The following is a 22,675-nucleotide window of genomic DNA, read 5'->3' as shown; positions in this document are numbered from 1 at the left end:
ATCAGTAAAAAATAAATACAAAAAATATGAAATTTTCAAAGACGCTAGTTGCGGGATTAGTCATGATGGTTGGAGTAAATGCTTTTGCTCAAAAGAAAGCTGAAAAGTTTGAAAAATTGGAAATTGAAATGTTCCCAAAGGCTAAAGACGGATACAAGCAGGTATACATTCAGCTGCCTGTCGCTAAAAATGAAAAAGATCTGAAAGTTGAATATTTTGTGGGTAAGGAGAAAATGGTTGATTGTAATAACTATTTTATGATGGGGAGCGTAAAATCTCAGGATCTTCAGGGATGGGGCTACAACTATTATGAAGTAGAATCCAATGGAGAGACGGCCGGAACTTTAAAGGGATGTTTAAATAAAAAGGAAACAAAAAAGTTTATTTATATCAAACCGGAAATTGTAGGCTATAACAGTAAATTACCTTTGGTATTTTATGTACCTAAAGACCTGGAAGTACGTTACAGGGTTTTACGTCCGGACGCTGGAATGAAGAAAGCAGTTCAAAAGTAATTTCCAACTTCTAAATATAAAACTCCTCAGTTTTCTGAGGAGTTTTTTTGTGAAGCACTAAAAAGAATGGATTATAGGAAGGATCTTGAGACAGGTTATAGAAAATTATTTTACCCTTAAACTATATTTAAACAATTGTTTAATAAATACTGTTGGAGGCCGATTACCATTGAACATCTTTTAAATTCACTGTACCGGAGAATTATTCTACGGGTTTTAACATTTTTTTGCATTATATTTGTTGTAAACATGAACCATGAAAAACAATTTATTGATTTTTGCCCTTGGTTTTTTTGTACTTCCAGCTTTTGGTTGGGCACAATTGGCGCCGGACTTTAAAGAACTTTTAGATAGTGCAATGGTTCGGGATTCGGATCTTAAAATGCAGATCACCCAAAATAAACTTACCGATCTTGACGGTCATAAACTGAAAGATATCTTCCTTCCGACGTTGGAATTAAGCGGGCAAGCCGGCTATCTGAACGCAACAGCAAGATTAACTTCTCCTGAAATTAATCTACAACCTTTTTTAACAATTCCTGAAGGAAGGTATAATAACAACCTTAATATTTCCGGTTTCTCGGGTATTGCAAAGGCAGATGCCAAAATGTTGGTGTACTCAGGAGGTAAAGTGAAATATCTTAAAAAGGCGATTGAAGAGAAAAAAGCATCGGAGGATATCCTTCTTGAAAAGACCAGGGATGACGTGGTAGCTGCTGTTTCTAAAGCATACGACCAGCTCGCCCTGATTCATCAGTCTAAAAATGTGTTGGATGAAAGTAAAAAGAGGCTGGACATCAACAGGAAAACAGCCGATAAAGCCCTAGGATACGGATTGATCACACCTTACGATCATAAAAAGATAGAGCTTGCCCAAGCAACCCTGGATGCTAAGATTGTAGAGTATGAAGGAAAAAAAGAGCTGCTTCTTACCCAGCTTTACATTTTAACCGGTATCAATAAAGAACGGCTCCGCCTGATAGAACCCGTTTTAACTCCTCTAGAAATGCTTTCCCGGGAAAATGGAATCGAGCAGAGAGCCGAAATCAGAGCATTGGATCACGGAATTGTAGCCGCGGATTACAAAATTAAAGCAGAAAGAACATGGATGATCCCAAAAGTTCAGCTTATGGCTTCTGCATACTATATCGGGCTATATGGAAGCAGAGTCAAAACATCTGAAAATGTAATCCCCGCAATCCCTGCCCTTGGATATGAAGGTGCGCGATTGGACTGGAGGCCCACGAATATTAACATTCTGCCCTTATTTACAGCCGGTATAGGTTTTAAATGGGAAATATTTGATGGAAGAGAGGGAAAGCATGCCGAAGAGACGGCGCGGATAGGTAAAGAAGTTTTACAAAACAAAAAAGAAGATGCCTTGAAAAAACTGACCTTAAATCTCGCGAATAATCAAACCAATTATGATATTGCCACGGCGCAAATAACCCTGAAAAGTAAAGAAAAAGAATTGGCAAAAAATGCCCTTGTACAGGCTGAAAAAGAATTCAGGTATGGGATGAGCAAATCTTCACAACTTATAGAAGCGGAAAGTGACCTTGAAGTTGCGGAACTTGAATATCAGAATGCGGTTTTCAACCAGCGCAGAGCGGGAATTGAACTGATGAGGTCCACGCAGGAGCTGGATATCACGAAATTGTATTAACCCCACTAAAATTAAAATGATGCAAAAAAATATCTCTATACTATTTGGCTTTCTGATTTTATTGGGAAGTTGTGCACAGAAAAAAGAAAACCTCAATGATTCGGAAGGAAAAACCAAAAAGGATGTTGTTTCATTTGCTCCTAAAGTAACCGGGAGGATCCTCAAAATCTATGTTACAGAAGGTCAGACCGTAAAAAAAGGCGATACCCTGGCATTGCTTGATGTTCCTGAAGTTTCAGCAAAAATTGCACAGGCTCAGGGAGCCGTAAGTGCAGCAACGGCACAGGAACAAATGGCTAAGAACGGAGCTACCGCAGATCAGCTTAGACAGCTTCAGGCTAAATATAAAGGATTAAAAGAGCAGTATGATTTCGCACAGAAATCTTTCAAAAGAGCCTCTAATATGTTTAGGGATAGTTTGATGTCTCCGCAGGCTTATGATGAAGTATATGCTAAATTACAGGGTGCCAAAGCGCAATATGACGCTGTAGTCGCGGAACTGGATGATGTAAAAAGAGGAACCCGTTTCGAAAAAGTGGAAATGGCTGCCGGACAGGCTTCGCAAGCCAAAGGAGCTTTACAGGAGGCGAATGTTGCTTATTCTGAACGTTACATTATTGCGACAAACGACATGGAAATAGAAACCATCAGCCTTAATGCCGGAGAGCTTGCGACCGCAGGTTTTGCTCTGTTTAACGGTTACATTCCCGAAAGTACGTATTTCAGGTTTACCGTTCCTGAGAGCGAAATAGCAAAATATAAAAAAGGGCAAACCGTTGCGATGCAGGTCGTTTATAATAAAGAAAACATTGAGGGGACTATTCTGTATATTAAGCAGCTGACAAGATATGCGGATATTACTACTGCCTATCCCGATTATCAGCTGCAGGATGCAATTTATGAGATCAAAGTAAAACCTAAGGATATGAATAAAGCTAAAAATATCCTCGTCAACGCCAATGTGATCCTGAAATAATAATGAAATACAGTCCGATGGCATTTTTGAAATTCCATAAGGCTGTTTAAACAGATATAAACAATGAAAGAATTTTTCCGTCTTTTAAAGCGCGAGTTTAAGATGTTCATTAAAAACTCCACCTTAAGAACCGTATTCTTTGTGGCGCCTTTATTCTATGCCACATTGCTGGGTTTTGTATACAAAAGCGGGAAAGTAGAGCATACGCCGGTTATTGTTATCGACAGAGACAATACTCCGTTGTCGAATCAGCTGGTGGAAATGTTGCAGGACAATAAAGGGATCCGGGTTTTGAAGTATGTTCAGGAACCATTAAGCATAAAAGATGAGGTCATTAAAAATGATGCGGCAGCCGTAGTAATCATTCCTTCCAAATTTGAAGCTGGAATGCTGCAAAAAAAATATCCGGAAGTCAATGTTTACATTAATACGGGAAACGTTCTTACAGCAAATTTTGCCACAAAAGCCCTTCAGCTGACGATTGGAACTTTCTCTGCGGGAGCATCGATAAAGGCCCTTCAGAAAGCCGGAATGCCGGCAACAAGGGCAGCTACCCAGTTTGAACCCTTTAAAACCAATTATATCACCCTTTTCAATACAACCAGCAATTACCTTATTTTCATGTGGCCGGCCATGTTGGCTGTAGTTTTACAACAGGTGATATTGCTGGCTATGGCCGTAAGTTTTGCTGCAGAATTTCAGGGAGGAACCTTCGTGAAAGAATATTATGGAATGAGGAAATGGGCATTTCCTACAATGCTGATCAAAGTGATACCGATCTGGATATTTTCTATACTGATCGTAGGAATGTATTATTTTATGCACATGATTTTTAAAGTACCTATGCCTCAGGGGATTTTTAATTTTATAGTTCTGACCTCTGTTTTTGTGAGTTCAGCATCTTTCTTAGGTGTTTTTATCAGTATCCTGATTCCGGATGCCTTGAAGGCAACTCAAATTCTGATGGTTATTGCTTCACCTGCGTTTATTATCAGCGGATTCACCTGGCCATTGAATGCAATGCCTGCTTTTGTACAGTTTATTGCGAATATTATTCCTTTAACCCCATTCTTACAGGCTTTCAAAATATTATTGATTCAAAAAGGATCGGTAGAACTTACATTTCCCTATTTAAGGCATTTGGGGGTTCTTCTACTTGTCTATGCTTTTTTAGGGTGGATTGCCCTGAAGATCAAATTATGGCTGGTATTCAGGTACGTAAAACCTGAGAATCCAAAAGAAGAAGATTCCTTCGAAGAAATCGGATAAATTTTTAAGCAAAATAAAAATTGACCAGATAAGTGCATCGCATCAGTTGCATCCCAAACTTAATCCATACCACGTACTTTGTAACCCCGTAACTTATACCTCAGACCCGGTATCCATATATCATCGCCCGGGTTTTTACGGTTTTTAAAAAAGGATATAAAATCATCAGAAAAAACTGATATATTTGTTTTCCGAACAATTAACAAACAATGGAAAACGTATTTGATGCAAAAGTTGCTCAGAATTACATCAATAGGATCAATAATCTTATTGAAGATACTCACGGTATTTGGGGAAAAATGATGGTGGATCAGATGCTGGCTCACTGTTGCGTTTCCTATGAGATGGTGTATGAACCGGAGAAGCATAAGAAGCCCGGAGCTATAGCAAAATTTATCCTGAAAAATTTTGTGAAACCTAAAGTCGTTAGTGAAAAAGCCTATCCCAGAGATTCTCCTACTGCACCCCAGTTTATGATTGTGGGAAGAAGGGATTTTGAAGAAGAAAAAAAGAGGCTGATAGGATTTATCCAAAAAACGCAACAACTGGGAGCTGAAGCCTTCGATGGAAAAGAATCATTCTCATTTGGTAAACTAAAATCCCATGAGTGGAGCAATATGTTTGCGAAACATTTAAATCACCACCTGGCTCAGTTCGGAGTATAACTTCGGATGAGTTAGAACCTGTAATGATAGGTTAAAATTACTCAAGGAAATATTGGCCTTCCCTACGCTGTCACAGAATTTCCTTTTATTGATATTGCTTACGTAATACTCAATTAAAAACAAAAAACAATATGAAAAAACTTGTACTACTCCTCATTCTTATTTCCGGTTTTGCTTTTGCTCAGATGCCTAATATTTCAAATGTATGGCTCAACAACAGTAAAGCATACTCCGGAACCATCGGAAATGATAAACAGGCCATAAAGCTCAAGATTAATATTTCAGAACAAAACAGAAAAAATGATCAGGAATATTTTGTTTCCGGATATTCTTTAGTGGATAAAACCTATTCTAAATTTGAAGGAAATCTGACGATTACAAAATATAAGGATACGAAAAGAAAAGGAACTGTGTATGGTGAATACGAATTGGCAGAGGAGAATAAAGGCAAACATTCCGGTATTTTCAAAGGTAAATTTGTTTATACTTTTAAGTGGAATAAAGTTACTGAGAAAATTGAGTCCCCTTATATCGAATTCATTGGTGACTGGAAAAGCTATGATGGAACAATGGACTTCAAAACCCATATAACCAATCAGTAAAACTGAAGATAAAACTTGTTAATAAAATAAATAAGAAATATGAAGCTAGGAGTATTCTCGCTCAGTTTAAGTGTAAAAGATCTTCAAAAGTCTAAAGACTTTTATGAAAAGCTGGGATTCAGTGCTATGGGAGGAAACATGGACCAGAACTATCTGATCATGAAAAACGGAAGTACATTGATCGGATTATTTCAGGCTATGTTTGACGGGAATATGCTTACCTTCAATCCGGGGTGGGATGAAAATGCAGAGAATCTGGAATCTTTCGATGACGTGCGTGAGATTCAGAAACATTTAAAAGAAAATAATATTCATCTGGAAAAAGAGGCTGATGAAACCACCTCAGGACCGGAGCATATCTTCCTAAAAGATCCCGATGGGAATATGATTTTAATAGACCAGCACAGATAGAAATACCTATGAAGATTTTAAAATGGGCCATGATCGTTTTGGCCGCAATACTGATAGTTTGGTTGGTAATAGCCGCCTTGATTTCCGGGGATTTCAAATATGAAAAAACCATAACAATTAATGCTCCTGTAGAAAAAGTATGGCAGAATACCAACACTTTAAAAGCAATGGATCTCTGGAGTCCATGGAACAGGCTGGATGCAGGAATGAAAAAGGAATGGACCGGAACCGAAGGACAACCGGGTGAAAAAATGTGCTGGAGCAGTAAAAATGATAAAGCGGGAAAAGGGTGCCAGGAAATAAAAAAAGTAGATCCTTCCCTAAAAAGAATAGATACTTCAATTAAATTCATGACTCCTTACGAAAGTGAAGCAGATACTTATGTTATAGTGGCTCATGAAGGAAACGCAAGCAAGGTGACCTGGGGGTTCAACTCCCAAATTCCATACCCTTTTACCATAATGAAGCTGTTTATGAATATGGATGGTGCCATTGGAAAAGACTATGAGCAAGGGCTTTCCATGTTGAAAAGAATTTCCGAAAAGCCTTCAAACATCAGACAAACTCAATTTTAAAAAATACTTTATGGCAACAGTAAACGTTTATCTTACATTCAATGGGAACTGCAGGGAAGCATTTGATTTCTATAAATCTGTTTTTGGCGGCGAATATCCTTATATCGGAACTTTTGGAGAAATGCCGCCAATGGAAGGAAAAGAAACTCCGGAAGAAGATAAAGATAAGATCATGCATGTTTCTTTACCCATTTCTAAAGAAACAGTCTTAATGGGAAGTGACACCGGCGGAGAATGGGCATCTCATTTTGTGGCAGGAAATAATATTTCTGTTTCCATTAATGCAGAGTCAAAAGAAGAAGCTACAAAATTATTCAACGGACTTTCAGAAGGAGGACAGGTGACAATGGCACTTGCAGATACTTTCTGGGGTGCTTATTTTGGTATGTTTACAGATAAATTCGGAATCAACTGGATGGTAAATTATGATGATCCGGCTAAAGCTCAGGTACATCCGTAACATTCATTTTTTGTATACGAAATATAGTTAAAAAGAACCGGCAGGAATTCCTGTCGGTTTTCATTTTATTATACATTTGCATTCCTGTTTTTTTAATTTTACAAAGAGCACTTTTTCGGAAGATTAAATAAGGAATTCATAACTTTAAACCCATTAAACAAAAGATGATGAATTTAACAATTATGATATATTGGCGGTAAAATAAGTGCCATCCGGATAAATCAGGTTCCTTCTCAACAAACTTTAACAATTAAAAACACAACATATGATTTTAAAAATACTCACCATTGCATTGATTGTTTTTGCAGTGTATATGGGCTTTAAACAAGGTATAGCAATGGTTTCCGGGAAACCTGAAATGCTACAGATGCTTGGCAGAATAGGAATGAACAATACCGCTGTCATGGTTTTGGGGATAATTACCATAATCAGTGCAGTGTTGATCGTAATTCCACAGACTTTTTTCTGGGGGAATTTTTTAATGGCGGGAACGATCTTGCTTATTATGGGACTAGAGCTTTTTCACGGGGATATAAAAGGTGCTTTGATAGAGCTTCCATTCATGGGTTTGAATCTTCTTATTATTTTCTTAAATTATCCCTTTAAATTCTCATGAAAAAAATTATTTATTTACTGACGGTATTTTCCATGTATTGCGCATGTGCCCAGAAAAATGATGTTAAAATTAAAATAACCCCTACTCAACAACAGACAAAAAATGATATGGATACAACAAAATTAAATGAAACGGTAAAAAAGGCTTTTGATGCATGGCAAAAAGGTGATGCGGAAACTTTTACTTCTTTTTTTACTGCAGATGCTAAATTGTATGACGATGGTAATCCAAGGGATTTTAAGAAATTCGTAAAAGATGCTTGTGGACACGAGAAATTTACTTCGATTGATACTATTGAAAATGAAGGTAAAACCATCTATGGACGGTTTCACACAGAAAGCTGGGGGGATTTCAGAACTTTTTTTAAATTTAATATCAACAGTGATGGAAAGTTTGACAAGTTGGAAATAGGTCAGGCTAATTAATTAATAAAATATAAACATAGAAGATTAGTATGGAGATTATAAGGTCGGTATCCCTCGTCATTTTTATTTTAGCAACAACACTTTCATTTGCTCAGAAAAATGATTTGGGGGCCTGGTATATGTATTTCGGGAATAATAAAATCAATAAAAAATGGAACTGGCACAATGAAATTCAGTATCGTAACTTTGATGCGGTTGGAGATCTTGAGCAGCTTTTAATCCGTACAGGGATCGGATACGATCTGTCGGAAAATAACAATAATGTTTTATTAGGTTACGGATTTATTTTAAGTCAGCCCTATGTAAACGGCGAGAAAAAAGAAAATATTGAACACAGGATTTTTCAGCAGTTTATCACCAAACAACAATTTGGAAGATTTTATCTTCAGCATCGTTACCGTTTGGAAGAACGCTTTCTTGAAGAGGATTTCAGAATGAGGTTTCGTTATTTCCTGGGGCTAAATATTCCGATCAATAATAAAGAAATGCTTCCGAAAACTTTTTATGCTTCTCTCTATAATGAAGTTTTTCTTCACTTTGATAGCCCGGTATTTGACAGGAACAGGGTGTACGGAGCGTTGGGATATGTGATCAGTAAGAATTTAAGAATCGAAGCAGGATATATGAATCAGCTCCAGGAGAATAGAAACAGGGGGCAGATTCAGATCGGATTTTATAACAACATACCATTTAACAAAAAGTAAAAACACATTTATGCACTCAGGAAAAAGATTTGGAGCCCGTGAATTTGCTATGTGGACAAGGAGAAGTATCTATGTCCTTGCCGTTTTAGCAGCAATTCCTACGGTACTTTATCATTTCGGTTTAACATTCGTTTCATTTCCCTGGCAGCCCATTGCAATCATGGGAACAGCGGTAGCTTTTATTGTAGGTTTTAAAAATAATGCAAGTTACAGCAGGCTGTGGGAAGCAAGGCAGATTTATGGTTCTATTATTAACAACAGCCGGAGTTTTGGATATATTCTCAGGGATTCGCTCTTTGCTAAAGATCCTGCTAAAGTAAAAGAAATGTTCTCACGGCATTATGCATGGTTAACGGCATTACGTTTTCAACTAAGGGAGCCAAGGGCATGGGAGAATATGAATACGGTACAGTTTGACGAATACTCAAAAAAATATGACATTCCGGAAAGGCTTTCCAAGCTGGATGAAGAACTGAAACTTTATCTTTCTGAAAGTGAACTTCATTATATTCTCAGTAAAAAGAACAGGGCTACACAATTGATGGCTGCCCAAAGCAAAGAACTGTCGGAGGCTTATGCAAAAGGAGAGATTAATGATTTTCAATGGACACAAATCAACCAGCAACTGGTAAAATTCACCGATGATCAGGGAAAAGCTGAAAGAATAAAAAACTTCCCATATCCCAGGAATTTTTCATCGATTACTACTTACCTGTTGCTGCTGTTTATTGTTTTTGTTCCTTTCGGATTGTTGAAAGAATTTGATAAACTAGGAGAGGGAACTTTATTAGAAGGGTTTACCATATGGTTTAATATTCCGTTTTCACTTTTGGTAACCTGGTGCTTTCATACACTGGATAGTGTGGGAGAGGCTTCTGTAAATCCTTTTGAAGGAAGTCCTAATGATGTTCCTATCACACAGATCAGCCGGACAATTGAGATCGATATGAGAGATATGCTGGATGAACATAACCTTCCTTTACCAATAAGTCCGAAGAATAATATTGTTCTTTAGGAAATAAAAAACACAATGACAAAAGAATTTATTTAGATTTCTAACCTAATATTAATTAAATAAAATCATAAATAAATGATTCACAATTACGTAATAATATCAATCGCAGTATTGCTGTCTGTGATGATATTAGTAATGATCGGGCAAAAGCTGAAAGTAGCGTATCCTATTTTCCTTGTTATAGCAGGGTTATTGATAAGCTTTATTCCGGGTATGCCTCACATTGAAATAGAACCGGATCTGGTTTTTCTTATTTTTCTTCCTCCTATTTTATTTGAAGCCGCCTGGTTTACCTCATGGCAGGACTTCCATAAATGGAGAAAGCAGATTTTTTCGATGGCTTTTGGGCTGGTATTCCTTACTTCAATAGTAGTGGCGTATCTATCATCATCAATCATTCCGGGACTTACTGTTGCGATGGGATTCCTGTTGGGAGGAGTAAATTCTCCACCAGATGCTGTGGCAGCTACATCGGTACTCAGAAATATGAAGATCCCGAAGAAGATTACGAGTATTCTTGAGGGAGAAAGCCTGATTAATGACGCATCGAGTTTGATCGTATTTAAGTTTGCTTTAGCGGCCGTTATTTCGGGGCAGTTTATCTTTAGAGATGCTGTCCAGGATTTCTTCATTATGGCTATTGGAGGGATTGCGATAGGAATTGCGGTAGGTTTCCTCTTCGGAGCTCTACTTCGTATCATTCCTTCCAATTCCAATATAGACACTATTATCACGCTTATTGTCCCATACATCATGTATGTTGGTGCTGAACATTTTCATTTTTCAGGAGTATTATCTGTGGTAGCTGGAGGTTTACTGATGTCTTATAACTCTCATTGTTATCTGAGCCATACTTCGAGAATTCAATCGGGTAACGTATGGAGTGTTCTTATCTTTTTGATGAATACCATCATTTTCATCCTCATTGGTCTTGAATTACCCATAGTAGTTGCTGCAATGCAAGATTATACCATCTCTGAAGGAATCTTCTATAGTGTGGTGATCGGTGGTGCCATTATTCTCACAAGAATTATCTACAGTTACGCATTAATGTATTTTCCAAGACTTTGTTCAAAAGAACTGAGGCTGAAGGTCCCCAAACCGGATTGGAGAGAGCCCTTTATCATCAGCTTTGCAGCAATGAGGGGAGTTGTTTCCTTAGCTGCAGCATTGTCAATCCCTGCATTTTTACCTAACGGAGATGCGTTCCCACATCGTAATATTATTTTATTCGTAACTTTCGTTATTATTTTAATTACTTTAGTGGGGCAGGGGCTTTTGTTGTCTCCTATTTTAAAGTTGTTGAAAATAAGTGATGCAGGAAGTGAAATACCTGAAGAAAAGCAGGAGGTTATTTTAATGAGAAAATTAAAAGAAACCGCTTTGCAAAAACTGGATACTGATTTCTCAGATCTTGCAGAAAGAAACAGTCTTGTACGTCATCAGAAACATAAATTGGAAAATGAAATGATGATGATGGCAGATAAAGCCCAATGTATGGCTTCTACAGGAGATTACGTTTCTGCCATGAACGAGAATAAGGATGTTTTAAGACAGGTAATACAGGCGCAGCGAAATGAATTGCATCGTATGAAACGTGAAAAGATATTTGATGATCATGTGATGCGGACGATTGAAATGCAGCTGGATTTTGATGAAGCTAAAATTACTGGGTTTACCCACGGATAGATTTGAGAAATAAAAAAATAACATGAGTATACCTATTATTGTTCAACAGAAAGTGGATGCTTCACCTGATAAGGTCTGGATGGCATTGACAGATAGAGATCAGATGAAATCCTGGTATTTTGATATCTCTGATTTTGAATTGGAAATAGGAAAACAGTTTAATTTCTATGAACCCGGAAATGAAAAAAAATACCACCATCAGGGAAGTATTTTGGATTTTGCCATCAATGAACGACTCAAACATACATGGTCATATCCCGAATTTTCCGATGCTGAAACTACAGTGATCTGGGAACTTCAGCCGGAAGATGGAGGAACAGTGATAACGCTGACTCATGAAAACACGGATCTCTTTAAAAACCTGGGAGAGGGATTTTCAAAAGAAAACTTTACAAAGGGATGGAATGTGATCGTTGGAGAAAGTCTGAAATCCTATCTGGAAAATAAATAACAAAAACGCAAAGACGCAGATTGAGTGTCTTTGCGTTTTGCTTTATAAATTAAAAATATGATAAAATATACTTCTCTTCGTCCCATACTCTGGACACAAAATCTTGATGAAACCCTTGGCTTTTATCTTCATATCCTTGGGTTTAACCTGGTAGAAAGGAATGATGAATGGGAATGGGCAACGATCCGTAAAGATGACGTTGAGGTAATGCTCTCGAAGCCTAACGATCATGAAAAATTCAATGGAATAGGATTTACCGGCTCATTTTACTTTAACGTCGACAGTGTAGATGATTTATGGGAAGAATTAAAAGACAAGGCTGAAATTTGCTATGAAATAGAAACCTTTGAATGGGACATGCGGGAATTCGCTATTTATGATAACAATGGGTACATATTACAATTTGGTCAACCCGCTAAACAAATTGGCAGAACGGAATAAAATTTGCTATTTTTGGGGAAATATTTAGAAATTCAATGAAAAAAAATATAATAGTTGGTTTTGCGGCGATTTTGATGTTGGCGTCTTGTAACAATGATAAAAAAATATTGAATAGTTTAAGTGATTATAACAATTCAATGGAAAGCAAAGGATATCACTTCGGAGATAAACTTGAACTTCCGAAAGATGTTGCAGATAATGCGGAAAGCGTAACCATCAGTTTTGGAGATAAGGAGACCTCAAACCTTGTGATTGATCCTAAATTTTTCACATTAGGAGATAATGCCGTTACTTTTAATATTAAAACAAAAGGAGGAGAAACATTAAATCAGGATGCTACGATCAATGTTTTTGCAAAAAATCCTGAAAAAAAGATCTCTTATGAAATCGTTGCGGAATACCCGCATAATCCAGCCAACTTTGTGCAAGGATTTCAGATCGAAGGAAACACGATCTATGAAAGTGATGGGCAAAACGGGTCTTCACAAATCCTGAAGTATACTCTGGGCACAACAACTCCTTTAGCTTCAACAAAGCAGGCTCAGGAAGACTTCTCCGAAGGAAGTACGATTGTAGGAGATAAAGTATATCAATTGACATGGCAAAGCAAAAAAGGATATATCTACGATAAAAGTTCATTGAAGCTTTTATCTGAATTTGCATATCCGAACGTATTAGGAGAAGGGTGGGGACTGACATATGACGGACAAAACCTGATTGCTTCCGATGGAAGTAAATTGTTGTATTTCCTTGATCCGAAAGATCCTTCAAAATTGGTTAAATATATTGCTGTAGCAGGAAGCTCACAGGCTTATGATCAGTTAAATGAATTAGAATACCACAATGGGTTTATTTATGCTAACGTGTGGCAGAAACCTATTATTCTTAAAATAAACCCGGCAAACGGAGAAGTGGTGGGAACATTTGATTTTACAGATATTGCCAAGCAGAATACCAAGGGAAGTGATGATGTATTGAACGGGATCGCTTTCAAAGGAGAAAATATGCTGGTAACAGGAAAGAACTGGCCAAAAATATATGAAGTTGCCATTAAGTAATACAGACAACTCATTTAAAATTATATTTGAATAGCGCTCCTTAAGAGCGCTATTTTAATGGAAAGCAGAGAAGGAACTTACCGATAAATCTCATAGAGATTAATTCGTGTTCTGGGTATTGTGTCAAAAATGAAATTAGTAGAAAGCAATAAATTTTGCTACTTTTGAGAATTATTTGGAAAGTCAATGAAAGTAAATCGGATAGCAGGTCTTATGGCGTTAGTATTATTAACGTCTTGTAATAAAGATAAAGAGATTTTAAATACTTTAAATGACTATAACGTTTCCATGGAGCAAAAAGGTTATCATTATAATGATAAACTGAAAATTCCTGCGGAGGTTTTAGAAAATGCAGAAACCGTTACCATTAGTTTTGGAGATAAAGAAACCTCAGATTTAACTATTGATCCCCGTTTTTTTAGTCTTGGAGATAATGACGTTACATATGTTGTTAAAACAAAAGGAGGAAAAACACTCTATCAGGATGCTACGATCAATGTCTTTGCAAAAAATCCTGAAAAACAGATGTCCTACCAGATTGTAGCAGAATATCCGCATGATCCGGATAACTTTATTGAAGGATTTACCTTAGAAGGAAATACGGTGTACGAGAGTGTCGGGTTGGAGAAATCTTCAAAGCTTTTAAAATATAACTTGGGTGGAACCGTACCCGTTAGTGTAACAAAACAACCAGCGGATATTTTTTCCGAAGGCTGTGCCACTGCAGGAGATAAGATATTTCAGTTAACCTACCGAAATAGAAAAGTTTTTGTATATGATAAAAGTTCTCTGAAACTGATTTCTGAATTTCCTTTGGCATCAGCGATGAAAGAAGGATGGGGACTAACCTATGATGGTAAGAATCTGATAGCGACAGATGGCTCAAAAAACCTGTATTTTCTGAATGTAAATGATCCTTCTATAATATTAAAAACAATGCCTGTGGCAGGAAGCGCTGAAGTGTATGATCAGCTTAATGAACTGGAATACCACAATGGATTTATTTATTCAAACATCTGGCATAAACCGATCATTTTAAAAATTAATCCTGTGAACGGAGAGGTTGTGGGTACATTTGACTTTACGCAACTGACAGCAGAAAATTCCGGAGATAACACTGAGCATGTTTTAAATGGAATTGCCTTTAAAGGTGATAATATGTTGGTAACAGGAAAAAACTGGCCCAAAATTTATGAGGTTGCTATTAAATAATTTAAAATAATAACAATTGAATCACGATTAAAATAAAGTGTGTAAATTGGTCATATTCCTTCGGGAAATCATATTAGTAAAAGAACATTGAAATTATTACCCCTGATATTTGCTTTTGTTTTCTGCTCAATTTCTGCGCAGAAGGCTTTGCCACTGGATACCTTGAAATTAAAAGAAGCAAAAGACCTTTTTGCAGACGATTACGGAAATTTGTATATCTATAAGAATAAAGATTTCAGTTTAACCAAATATGATTCTTTAGGAAAGCAGATTGGGAAAATGATGCTTACGGTACCATTTAAAATCCAGGGGGTTCAAAATCCACTTTCAGTTCCCTTGTTTTCAGAAAATGCCCAGGAATTAAAGTTTGTAGATCAGAATCTCAATGAGATCCAGAGAATAGATTTCAAACAGAAGTTTGCATTTATAAAAATAGCATATGCAGAAGATCTTCAGCAGATATGGCTTTTGGATGAGAGCTCAAAACGTCTCATTCAGTACAATTTCAGAAATGATACCACAATAAATTCCTATCCTTTTGATGCAAGCTTTGATGATCTGATGGATCTTCTGGTTTATGAAAATAAAGTATATATCCTGACAAGAAAGCATTTCAGGATCTATAGCCTGAAATTTGAAAAACTTACAGAGATTCCCATAGAAAACGGGAAACGATTCAGAAGGGAGAATGAGTCTGTTCTGATCATAACTAATAATTCAATTCTTAAATATATTCCGGAAAAAGGGTTGGTGAAAATTTTTGAAGATCCTGATGCACAAATTGTGGATAAAAACACGCTTGCTTATTTTGAAATCAAAGCGAACAACCTTTATCTTTACAACCTTGAAAAAATTAAACAGGCAAAACAGGAGTCTGAGCCTGAACCTGGAAATACAGAAAAACCTGTTCAGAAGACACCAGAGCAAACTGGAGAATCAGCAGACAAATCATTAGAAAAGGTTCAGGACAAGTTTATTAAAGACCAGTCTGTGGAAAAACCTGCAGATACTACGTTGAAAAAGCTTCTTGAAGAGACTGCAGAAGTTCAGACTGTTGGTATTTAATAATTTTTTCATGGACATCAATAAATAAGGGAAAATAGAATATGCACATTGCAGTTACAGGAAATATCGGAGCTGGAAAAACGACATTAACGACAATGCTCTCCAAGCATTATGGATGGGATGCACAATTTGAAGATGTAGACCATAATCCTTACCTGGAAGACTTTTATGCAGATATGAGCAAATGGAGCTTTGCTTTGCAGATTTACTTTTTGGGAAGCAGGTTCCGCCAGGTAAAAGAAATAAGAGAAAGTGGAAAGAATATCATTCAGGATCGTACCATTTATGAGGACGCCCATATTTTTGCGGAAAATTTAAATGATATGCACTTGCTTTCGGACAGGGATTTTAAAAATTATCAGGATGTTTTTAATTTAATGAAATCTTTTGTTTCAGCCCCCGATTTGTTGATCTACTTAAAATCTGATGTACCCAATCTGGTTAAAAAGATCTATAAAAGAGGAAGAGAATATGAAGCCTCGATCAGTATTGAATATCTTTCAAAATTAAATCAGAAATACGAAAAATGGATTTCCAATTATACCGAAGGTAGATTGTTGGTCATTGAGGTAGATGATCTTGATTTCGTTGAAAAACCTGAAGATTTTGGGTTTATTCTGGAAAAAATTGAAGCTGAACTTAATGGATTGTTTTAATTAACAATACTTTAGGATCTTTTAGGATTGATGTAACTTGGTTTTTATCTAAATTTGTTACATACAAGTTTAATTCTTTATATTATTAAATATGTTAGTTAAGGTTTTACATAATGGAAGTTGTTCAAAATCAAATGCTGTTTTAGAGTATCTTGATGAGAATGGAGTGCCGTTTGAGATCATCAATATTGTGGAGGACCCATTAAGTATTTTAGAGTTAAAAACAGTTTTAAAAAAACTCAACCAGAGTGTTTTTCATCTGATCAGAAAGACGGAAAAATTATATCTTGAAAAATTTGCAGGGAAGAATTACTCAGAAGAGGAATGGTTGGAAATATTGTCTAAAAATCCTTCTTTAATTCAAAGGCCAATCTTAATAAAAGGCTCAGTCGCTATGCTGGGAAGGCCTATAGAAAATGTAAAATATTTTATTGAGAAATAAACCAGAATGAAATAATAAGAAAAGTCAGCTTTCGGCTGACTTTTTATTTTTATAAAAGGATCACTCCTTCTATTTTTCCAACTTCTTTATAAATATTTACGACCTGATCAGCGTCTAAGACAAAAGCATTGATATTGCAGGCTGTATATTTTCCATTTTTACTTTCTCTGTTTCCAAGCGTAAATTTAATGCCGTCAAAAACCTTATATATTTCTGTAAGTTTTGCCTGATCTGTAGGAATTATAAATTTAAATAAATAATCTTCCGGAAAGTCGTGGTGACCTTCCAGTTTTTCCTTTAAAGAATTATAAAATTCTTCAGGATTCGCGTGTTGATTTCCTTGAATGATATCCATCTAACAATTTAATTTATATATAAATTTAACGAAATTTTTTCTATTTTCCAAGTGGACCTAACAGGGCTTTGGAGTTCTTTATTTCGTAATCTTCAATGATATTAAACAGTCCGTTAACCAATTGTTCAGAGGCCAGCTTACTTAATCCTCCCGAATTTACAGTATTGCTGTTTCCACCCAGTAGGTTACCCAGGAAATTACTTCCTGCCAACGCTGTATTAATCGTTTTTACGATACCATACCGGTTAAGCTGTTCATCAACCTTTGGAGTAATAGCAGCTACAAGCTGATCCGAAGTTTTTTCCTTCAGAATTAAAGTAGCTGTACCTTTTTCTCCCTGAATGATTCTCGTTACATCCTGCGCATTCAAACTGTTAACTGCATTCTGAAGGATTGGTTTCGAAATATTTACAGTGTACGAAGCTGCTTCTGCAACATATTCCCTTTCCTTAGCAACTAGTGAAGGGGAAATTTTTTCCAGCATCGAATTGATATCTCTTAATTCTTTTGGTAACGCTTTATCCACCAGATTATTTTGTAGAAATGCATCTTTATTGCCATAAATATTCATTCCTTTATCGATTCCGTTCAATAAAAACTTTTTAATGATGGATAATCCCAGATCAGTCGTCGCAAGACTTGTGCAGGATTGTACAGAAGTTGTGATTACAGTAGCAGTTCCTGCAACTAATGCTATTGCCAGAATATATTTTTTCATTGATTTTTATTAATGGTTGAATTTTTCAAATACCGGGCCAAAGGTAAACAGGAAAATCTGTTTAACAAAATATTAATTTAATGTTAGTGATTTGGGGAGTTATTCTAGAAAAACCCTTTAATATTCATTGTAAATTAAATGTTAAATTAAATTTATTTTTAGTGATAATACGTTAAAAAATTGACTTTTCACACATGATGTGTGATGTATCATGTTAATTTTAGAATTATTACGATATATTAACAATGTTTCATATATTTTTATAATTTTGGATTAATGTCTTTTTTTGAGAAATACAATATTTATTTAATTAAAGACAGCTTTGCAGTTTAAAAATCTGCTAAGAAATTTGATTGTACGAAATAAAATTGAACTATATGAAGCAAAGTGATTTAAAGTATTCATCGCTCATTGCTGTTTTATACTTTGGTATGAATGTCAATGCGCAGGTGACACCGAAAGATACTGTTCCGAAAGAGCATAAGATCGAAGAGGTGGTGATGATTGGATATGGCTCCCAGAAGAAAGAAAATATTACTGGAAGTATAGGTCTAGTGACAGCAAAAGATCTTGCAGATAAACCGAACGCTAATCCTATAAGCTCTATTCAGGGAAAATTAGCTGGGGTTCAGATTTTAAATTCTGGAACACCAGGAGGATCTCCCAGGGTAGACATCCGGGGAATTAGCTCTCTCACCGGTAAAACAGTTTTTATTGTTGATGGAATGATTACTGATGATATTTCATTTTTGAGCCCACAGGATATTGAATCCATGAGTGTATTGAAAGATCCCTCTAGTTTAGCAATCTACGGAGCAAGAGCATCAAATGGAGCAGTTATAATTAAAACAAAAAGTGGAAGAGGCAAAAAGCCTGTCTTTAACTTTAATTCTTATTTGGGAATCAAAACTGTCACGAACATTCCTAAAATGGTAAATTCTGACCAATACATCGAATTATTTAACGAAAAGTTACGTAATGAAGGGGTAACTGATCCTACAAAGTTTCTAAACAGGTCTAGCTATCCCGCGGACACGGATTGGTTTAAGGAAATTTTCAGACCAAGCATTATCAATTCTAATGATATATCCGCTTCAGGAAATGCTGGAAAATTAAATTATTATTTAAGTGCAGGATATTTACAGGACGAAGGAAATCTGGCTGCCGGACAAGGTATTAATTCTGGAAGTGGCTTTAATAGATTTAATTCAAAAGTTAACCTTATATACAAGATTACGGATAATATAACGATCGGAAATAATTTTACATTTTCTAAAATGCGTACCGATCAGGCACAGAATCCTTTGCAGGATGCTTATTCAGCGCCACCTGTGTATGCCCCGATTAATCCTGGTACAGGAGGATATCAGTATTTTTCACTTGTCAATATTTCAAATCCCCGAGCTAAACTTGACTTGTTCAGATCTCAAACTAGAGAAGAAAGGTTATTGAATAATATCTGGGGGGAATATAAATTTTTAAAAGATTTTACTTTAAGAATCAGTTATACCTCTGATAATATTAATTCGAATAAATATGAATTTACACCATCATTTACATATGCTCCTGATCCTAAACCAACGAAACTCATAACAAGAGATTCCAGAACTAGAAACTATGTGTGGGATAACACATTAAGCTGGAAAAAAAGCCTTGGAAAACATAATGTAGAAGTACTTGCTGGTTTTTCAAGAACAAGAAACTCTTATGCTCAGGAATATGCTGATGCTCTGAATATAAATTATAACGGAACAAACGCTTCACTAGATATTGCCAACGGAACTGATATCGTTAGAACTACTTTTGATGAAAAACGTACTGTTGTTCCATATCAGGACAGAATAGAATCGTTTTTTGGACGACTTAATTATGATTATGGAGGAAAATATTTGGTAAATGCCTCGATCCGTAGGGATGGAACTTCCAAATATTCCAGTAATGACAGATACCGTGTATTTCCAGCTGTAAGTGCTGGATGGGTAATTTCCAAGGAAAATTTTATGAGTGAACAAAATGTTTTTAATCTTTTAAAATTAAGAGCAAGTTGGGGGAAACTGGGAAACCCAGATGTACAAAGAGCTTATACCCTAAACACGACTATTATTAATGGAGGGGCTTACTATGGTAATACAGGCTCTCCGGCACAGACCATAGATCAGATTATAGACCCGAATATTGGTTGGGAAACGACAACGGGTAGGGACCTGGGATTAGAAATGGCATTGTTCAATAATAAATTGAAAATTGATGCTACTTATTTTGATAAAGATACCAAAGATGTCGTTTATGGTATTGTTCAGGGAACTGTATCAGGTGCTGGAAACTGGAATAATTATATTACCAATGCTTATTCTTTTAATAACAAGGGATTTGAAGCATCTGTAAACTATGATACAAAGATTAATGACAATATAAAGTTGGGAGTATATGGTAATATTACCACATTGAAAAATAAAATTACTTCTGTTGCTAATGGATCATATTTACAGACAGGGGCTAATTTGTATGGTAATGCAATCATACGATTACAAGAAGGACAACCTGTTGGTTCGTATTATGGTTATCAGGTAGAAGGAATTTTCCAGACTCAAGCGGAAGCGGATGCATGGGCTACTCAAAATGGTGCTAAAGCCGGTGGATTTAAATTTAAAGATATCGATGGAAATGGCGTAATTGATGCAAGAGATAAAACTTTTCTGGGAAGCCCTATCCCGAAAGGAACCTATGGTTTCGGTATAAACTTAAATGTTTATGATTTTGATTTTGCCATTGATTTCCAGGGAGTGTTTGGTAATAAAATATACAATTTTAATAGGGAACAACGCTTTGGAAATGAAAGCTGGGACCTAGATTTTTATAATAACAGATGGCATGGTGCTGGGACATCTACTGAATATCCTATGGCTACAAATGATCAGTCTATTATTTTACCTAACAGTTTTTATGTAGAAGATGGAAGCTACATTAGAATTAGAAATATCCAGGTTGGGTATAATTTACCAAAAGCATTTACGAATTCAATGTCTATAACTAAATTAAGACTATATGTAAGTGCACAAAACCCTTGGACAAGTTTCAAATACCATGGATTTTCTCCTGAGATTTTGAACACCGATAAAGTACAAATGGGTATAGATAATAATATCTATCCGATTTCAGCAATTTATACTATCGGTATGAACCTAACATTTTAATAAGAAACCATTATGAAAAAGATATTTTTAACGGTCGCTTTATTTTCACTTGTAGTAAGTTGTAAAGACGATTATTTAGATATAAAACAAGAAGGGCAGACAGAAGCATCTTCTTTTTTTAAGACACAAGATGATGCAATGCAGGCAACCAGTGCTATTTATAGTTTCCTAAGAAGTTGGGAGAACTCTGCTTTTCCCTATCAATTCGTTTTTGGAGTGCCGGCTGATGACGTAGTGAAAGGTTCCAATCCAGGAGATTCTGCTTTTATTAATGTATATGATAATTTTACCTATACTGTAAGTGATGAAGGAGTAAGAGGTTACTGGATAGGACAATGGCAGGCAGTGAATAGAACAAATCAGGTAATTACTCATGTCCCGGCAATTCAAATGGATACAACCTTAAAGAATCGCCTGATTGCAGAAGCAAAGATGCTAAGAGCCTATTTCTATTTTAATTTAGTAAGAATTTATGGTGGAGTTCCTATTTATGACAAAGTAGAAACTGTATATGAAAAGCCAAGAAATTCTGTAGAGGAGGTTTATAATTTTATCATTTCTGATCTCACTGCGGCTGCTGAGGTACTTCCGCAAACGTATCCTTCCTCAGATCTTGGAAGAGTAACAAAAGGAGCAGCTTTAGGATTACTTTCAAAAGTTTACCTTTATAAAAAAGACTGGCAGAAGGCATATGAAACCTCTAATCAGGTAATTGCTATGGGATATAATCTAGATCCAGACTTTAATCATTTGTTCAGGCCTGCGGGTGAATTTGGTAGTGAATCTGTATTTGAAGTGAACTGTCAGTGTTCATCTCAATATGGAGGAAGTCAATATGCCCAGGTTCAAGGTGTTCGAAATCAGTTTGGATGGGGTTTTTTTACTCCTTCTAATGCGCTTGAAAATGCGTTTGAAGCTGGTGACATTAGAAAAGAACTTACCATACTTAGGAATGGGGAAACTACTCCTGAAGGTGATTTGATTGCTATGGGAGATCCCTTATCTGTAACAACATTTAATCAAAAAGTATATGTTCCGAAAGCATTGAATAATAATGCTTGTGACTACGGTTCTATTCAGAATATCAGAATATTAAGATTTGCGGAAATTTTATTAATCAATGCAGAAGCAGCCAACGAATTAGGAAATATATCAGCTGCTACTATAAATCTGAATAAAGTAAGAACAAGAGCTGGTTTAGCTGGAACTACAGCGTCAAATCAAGCAGCTTTAAGAACGGCAATCTGGCATGAGAGAAGAGTGGAACTGGCATTAGAAGGTGACCGTTTTGTTGATCTAGTAAGAACGGGACAGGCAGCAACAGTTCTGGCGCCATATGGATTTAAGGCAGGGAAAAACGAGGTGTTTCCTATTCCTTTGGATGCGATGGACCAAAGCCATGGTGCTTTCATTCAAAATCCAGGTTATTAATCTATAATCACATAAAAATAGCCAAAGTTTAGCTTTGGCTATTTTTTTAATTAACTCTATGCAA

25 protein-coding genes are annotated in these 22,675 nt (G+C 36.1%); 23 read left to right on the top strand and 2 right to left on the bottom strand.

The window, feature by feature from the left end:
- Positions 1-26: 26 nt before the first annotated feature.
- The 21 genes from AC0INN_RS08840 (at position 27) to AC0INN_RS08740 (ending at position 16,913) form a co-directional block, all read left to right on the top strand.
- The gene (locus tag AC0INN_RS08840) at positions 27-515 is read left to right on the top strand and encodes an ecotin family protein (protein WP_306612761.1); all 489 of its coding nucleotides are present in this window, start codon (positions 27-29) and stop codon (positions 513-515) included.
- Positions 516-771: 256 nt separating this feature from the next.
- Complete coding sequence (locus AC0INN_RS08835) at positions 772-2,181, top strand: TolC family protein (RefSeq protein ID WP_306612759.1); 1,410 nt, start codon at positions 772-774, stop codon at positions 2,179-2,181.
- Between the two features lie 19 nt (positions 2,182-2,200).
- The gene (locus AC0INN_RS08830; RefSeq protein WP_172278991.1) at positions 2,201-3,157 is read left to right on the top strand and encodes an HlyD family secretion protein; all 957 of its coding nucleotides are present in this window, start codon (positions 2,201-2,203) and stop codon (positions 3,155-3,157) included.
- A gap of 63 nt (positions 3,158-3,220) precedes the next feature.
- Positions 3,221-4,426 carry an ABC transporter permease gene (locus AC0INN_RS08825; protein WP_273648376.1) on the top strand — a complete coding sequence of 402 codons (1,206 nt, stop codon included), beginning with the start codon at positions 3,221-3,223 and terminating at the stop codon, positions 4,424-4,426.
- 209 nt (positions 4,427-4,635) lie between these two features.
- The gene (locus tag AC0INN_RS08820) at positions 4,636-5,091 is read left to right on the top strand and encodes a DUF1569 domain-containing protein (protein WP_172278987.1); all 456 of its coding nucleotides are present in this window, start codon (positions 4,636-4,638) and stop codon (positions 5,089-5,091) included.
- A gap of 131 nt (positions 5,092-5,222) precedes the next feature.
- The gene (locus AC0INN_RS08815; protein WP_273648374.1) at positions 5,223-5,693 is read left to right on the top strand and encodes a hypothetical protein; all 471 of its coding nucleotides are present in this window, start codon (positions 5,223-5,225) and stop codon (positions 5,691-5,693) included.
- Positions 5,694-5,732: 39 nt separating this feature from the next.
- Positions 5,733-6,104 carry a VOC family protein gene (locus AC0INN_RS08810; RefSeq protein WP_273648373.1) on the top strand — a complete coding sequence of 124 codons (372 nt, stop codon included), beginning with the start codon at positions 5,733-5,735 and terminating at the stop codon, positions 6,102-6,104.
- Between the two features lie 8 nt (positions 6,105-6,112).
- Positions 6,113-6,679: an SRPBCC family protein gene (locus AC0INN_RS08805; RefSeq protein WP_273648372.1), complete on the top strand. Its 567-nt coding sequence runs from the start codon at positions 6,113-6,115 to the stop codon at positions 6,677-6,679.
- 10 nt (positions 6,680-6,689) lie between these two features.
- A complete protein-coding gene (locus tag AC0INN_RS08800) occupies positions 6,690-7,139 on the top strand; it encodes a VOC family protein (RefSeq protein ID WP_172278979.1) in 450 nt (149 codons plus the stop codon).
- Between the two features lie 265 nt (positions 7,140-7,404).
- Positions 7,405-7,755 (top strand): DoxX family protein, encoded by a 351-nt coding sequence (locus AC0INN_RS08795; RefSeq protein ID WP_273648371.1) that lies wholly within the window; start codon positions 7,405-7,407, stop codon positions 7,753-7,755.
- Positions 7,752-8,180: a nuclear transport factor 2 family protein gene (locus tag AC0INN_RS08790; protein WP_273648370.1), complete on the top strand. Its 429-nt coding sequence runs from the start codon at positions 7,752-7,754 to the stop codon at positions 8,178-8,180. Before AC0INN_RS08795 ends, AC0INN_RS08790 begins: the two co-directional genes overlap by 4 nt.
- A gap of 29 nt (positions 8,181-8,209) precedes the next feature.
- Positions 8,210-8,884: a DUF2490 domain-containing protein gene (locus tag AC0INN_RS08785; RefSeq protein ID WP_172278975.1), complete on the top strand. Its 675-nt coding sequence runs from the start codon at positions 8,210-8,212 to the stop codon at positions 8,882-8,884.
- Between the two features lie 10 nt (positions 8,885-8,894).
- Entirely contained in the window at positions 8,895-9,899 is a 1,005-nt protein-coding gene (locus AC0INN_RS08780; protein ID WP_273648369.1) for a bestrophin family protein, read from the top strand.
- A gap of 75 nt (positions 9,900-9,974) precedes the next feature.
- On the top strand, positions 9,975-11,588 hold the full coding sequence (locus AC0INN_RS08775; RefSeq protein WP_172278971.1) for a Na+/H+ antiporter: 1,614 nt from the start codon (positions 9,975-9,977) through the stop codon (positions 11,586-11,588).
- A 22-nt stretch (positions 11,589-11,610) separates the two neighbouring features.
- Positions 11,611-12,039: an SRPBCC family protein gene (locus AC0INN_RS08770; RefSeq protein ID WP_273648368.1), complete on the top strand. Its 429-nt coding sequence runs from the start codon at positions 11,611-11,613 to the stop codon at positions 12,037-12,039.
- A gap of 57 nt (positions 12,040-12,096) precedes the next feature.
- Positions 12,097-12,480 (top strand): VOC family protein, encoded by a 384-nt coding sequence (locus AC0INN_RS08765; protein ID WP_273648367.1) that lies wholly within the window; start codon positions 12,097-12,099, stop codon positions 12,478-12,480.
- Between the two features lie 35 nt (positions 12,481-12,515).
- Positions 12,516-13,538 carry a glutaminyl-peptide cyclotransferase gene (locus AC0INN_RS08760; protein WP_172278965.1) on the top strand — a complete coding sequence of 341 codons (1,023 nt, stop codon included), beginning with the start codon at positions 12,516-12,518 and terminating at the stop codon, positions 13,536-13,538.
- A 186-nt stretch (positions 13,539-13,724) separates the two neighbouring features.
- Positions 13,725-14,750, top strand: coding sequence for a glutaminyl-peptide cyclotransferase (locus AC0INN_RS08755; RefSeq protein ID WP_273648366.1), 1,026 nt, complete (start codon positions 13,725-13,727; stop codon positions 14,748-14,750).
- 87 nt (positions 14,751-14,837) lie between these two features.
- Positions 14,838-15,815, top strand: a complete 978-nt coding sequence (locus AC0INN_RS08750; protein ID WP_273648365.1) for a hypothetical protein — start codon at positions 14,838-14,840, stop codon at positions 15,813-15,815.
- A gap of 41 nt (positions 15,816-15,856) precedes the next feature.
- Positions 15,857-16,471 carry a deoxynucleoside kinase gene (locus AC0INN_RS08745; protein WP_172278961.1) on the top strand — a complete coding sequence of 205 codons (615 nt, stop codon included), beginning with the start codon at positions 15,857-15,859 and terminating at the stop codon, positions 16,469-16,471.
- Between the two features lie 91 nt (positions 16,472-16,562).
- Positions 16,563-16,913 carry an ArsC/Spx/MgsR family protein gene (locus AC0INN_RS08740; RefSeq protein WP_273648364.1) on the top strand — a complete coding sequence of 117 codons (351 nt, stop codon included), beginning with the start codon at positions 16,563-16,565 and terminating at the stop codon, positions 16,911-16,913.
- Between the two features lie 49 nt (positions 16,914-16,962).
- On the opposite strand, the gene AC0INN_RS08735 is transcribed toward AC0INN_RS08740, so the two are convergent.
- Together AC0INN_RS08735 and AC0INN_RS08730 are read right to left on the bottom strand one after the other, a co-directional pair.
- Entirely contained in the window at positions 16,963-17,268 is a 306-nt protein-coding gene (locus AC0INN_RS08735; RefSeq protein ID WP_172278957.1) for a DUF493 family protein, read from the bottom strand.
- A 40-nt stretch (positions 17,269-17,308) separates the two neighbouring features.
- On the bottom strand, positions 17,309-17,986 hold the full coding sequence (locus tag AC0INN_RS08730) for a DUF4197 family protein (RefSeq protein ID WP_273648363.1): 678 nt from the start codon (positions 17,984-17,986) through the stop codon (positions 17,309-17,311).
- A gap of 377 nt (positions 17,987-18,363) precedes the next feature.
- Here AC0INN_RS08730 and AC0INN_RS08725 point away from each other — a divergent pair, with 377 nt between their 5' ends.
- Positions 18,364-21,180, top strand: a complete 2,817-nt coding sequence (locus AC0INN_RS08725) for a SusC/RagA family TonB-linked outer membrane protein (RefSeq protein WP_273648362.1) — start codon at positions 18,364-18,366, stop codon at positions 21,178-21,180.
- A 12-nt stretch (positions 21,181-21,192) separates the two neighbouring features.
- Positions 21,193-22,611 carry a RagB/SusD family nutrient uptake outer membrane protein gene (locus AC0INN_RS08720; protein ID WP_273648361.1) on the top strand — a complete coding sequence of 473 codons (1,419 nt, stop codon included), beginning with the start codon at positions 21,193-21,195 and terminating at the stop codon, positions 22,609-22,611.
- The last annotated feature ends 64 nt before the right edge of the window (positions 22,612-22,675 follow it).

Source organism: Chryseobacterium subflavum, from assembly GCF_055762745.1.
The sequence above is the reverse complement of the archived record's forward strand: the minus strand, read 5'-3'. Positions and strand labels throughout refer to the sequence as shown.

Bases quoted from the DNA above. Each gene is read 5' to 3' on its own strand.
- AC0INN_RS08840 (WP_306612761.1), top strand. From the start codon at position 27: ATGAAATTTTCAAAGACGCTAGTTGCGGGATTAGTCATGATGGTTGGA.
- AC0INN_RS08835 (WP_306612759.1), top strand. From the start codon at position 772: ATGAAAAACAATTTATTGATTTTTGCCCTTGGTTTTTTTGTACTTCCA.
- AC0INN_RS08830 (WP_172278991.1), top strand. From the start codon at position 2,201: ATGCAAAAAAATATCTCTATACTATTTGGCTTTCTGATTTTATTGGGA.
- AC0INN_RS08825 (WP_273648376.1), top strand. From the start codon at position 3,221: ATGAAAGAATTTTTCCGTCTTTTAAAGCGCGAGTTTAAGATGTTCATT.
- AC0INN_RS08820 (WP_172278987.1), top strand. From the start codon at position 4,636: ATGGAAAACGTATTTGATGCAAAAGTTGCTCAGAATTACATCAATAGG.
- AC0INN_RS08815 (WP_273648374.1), top strand. From the start codon at position 5,223: ATGAAAAAACTTGTACTACTCCTCATTCTTATTTCCGGTTTTGCTTTT.
- AC0INN_RS08810 (WP_273648373.1), top strand. From the start codon at position 5,733: ATGAAGCTAGGAGTATTCTCGCTCAGTTTAAGTGTAAAAGATCTTCAA.
- AC0INN_RS08805 (WP_273648372.1), top strand. From the start codon at position 6,113: ATGAAGATTTTAAAATGGGCCATGATCGTTTTGGCCGCAATACTGATA.
- AC0INN_RS08800 (WP_172278979.1), top strand. From the start codon at position 6,690: ATGGCAACAGTAAACGTTTATCTTACATTCAATGGGAACTGCAGGGAA.
- AC0INN_RS08795 (WP_273648371.1), top strand. From the start codon at position 7,405: ATGATTTTAAAAATACTCACCATTGCATTGATTGTTTTTGCAGTGTAT.
- AC0INN_RS08790 (WP_273648370.1), top strand. From the start codon at position 7,752: ATGAAAAAAATTATTTATTTACTGACGGTATTTTCCATGTATTGCGCA.
- AC0INN_RS08785 (WP_172278975.1), top strand. From the start codon at position 8,210: ATGGAGATTATAAGGTCGGTATCCCTCGTCATTTTTATTTTAGCAACA.
- AC0INN_RS08780 (WP_273648369.1), top strand. From the start codon at position 8,895: ATGCACTCAGGAAAAAGATTTGGAGCCCGTGAATTTGCTATGTGGACA.
- AC0INN_RS08775 (WP_172278971.1), top strand. From the start codon at position 9,975: ATGATTCACAATTACGTAATAATATCAATCGCAGTATTGCTGTCTGTG.
- AC0INN_RS08770 (WP_273648368.1), top strand. From the start codon at position 11,611: ATGAGTATACCTATTATTGTTCAACAGAAAGTGGATGCTTCACCTGAT.
- AC0INN_RS08765 (WP_273648367.1), top strand. From the start codon at position 12,097: ATGATAAAATATACTTCTCTTCGTCCCATACTCTGGACACAAAATCTT.
- AC0INN_RS08760 (WP_172278965.1), top strand. From the start codon at position 12,516: ATGAAAAAAAATATAATAGTTGGTTTTGCGGCGATTTTGATGTTGGCG.
- AC0INN_RS08755 (WP_273648366.1), top strand. From the start codon at position 13,725: ATGAAAGTAAATCGGATAGCAGGTCTTATGGCGTTAGTATTATTAACG.
- AC0INN_RS08745 (WP_172278961.1), top strand. From the start codon at position 15,857: ATGCACATTGCAGTTACAGGAAATATCGGAGCTGGAAAAACGACATTA.
- AC0INN_RS08740 (WP_273648364.1), top strand. From the start codon at position 16,563: ATGTTAGTTAAGGTTTTACATAATGGAAGTTGTTCAAAATCAAATGCT.
- AC0INN_RS08735 (WP_172278957.1), bottom strand. From the start codon at position 17,268: ATGGATATCATTCAAGGAAATCAACACGCGAATCCTGAAGAATTTTAT.
- AC0INN_RS08730 (WP_273648363.1), bottom strand. From the start codon at position 17,986: ATGAAAAAATATATTCTGGCAATAGCATTAGTTGCAGGAACTGCTACT.
- AC0INN_RS08725 (WP_273648362.1), top strand. From the start codon at position 18,364: ATGAAGCAAAGTGATTTAAAGTATTCATCGCTCATTGCTGTTTTATAC.
- AC0INN_RS08720 (WP_273648361.1), top strand. From the start codon at position 21,193: ATGAAAAAGATATTTTTAACGGTCGCTTTATTTTCACTTGTAGTAAGT.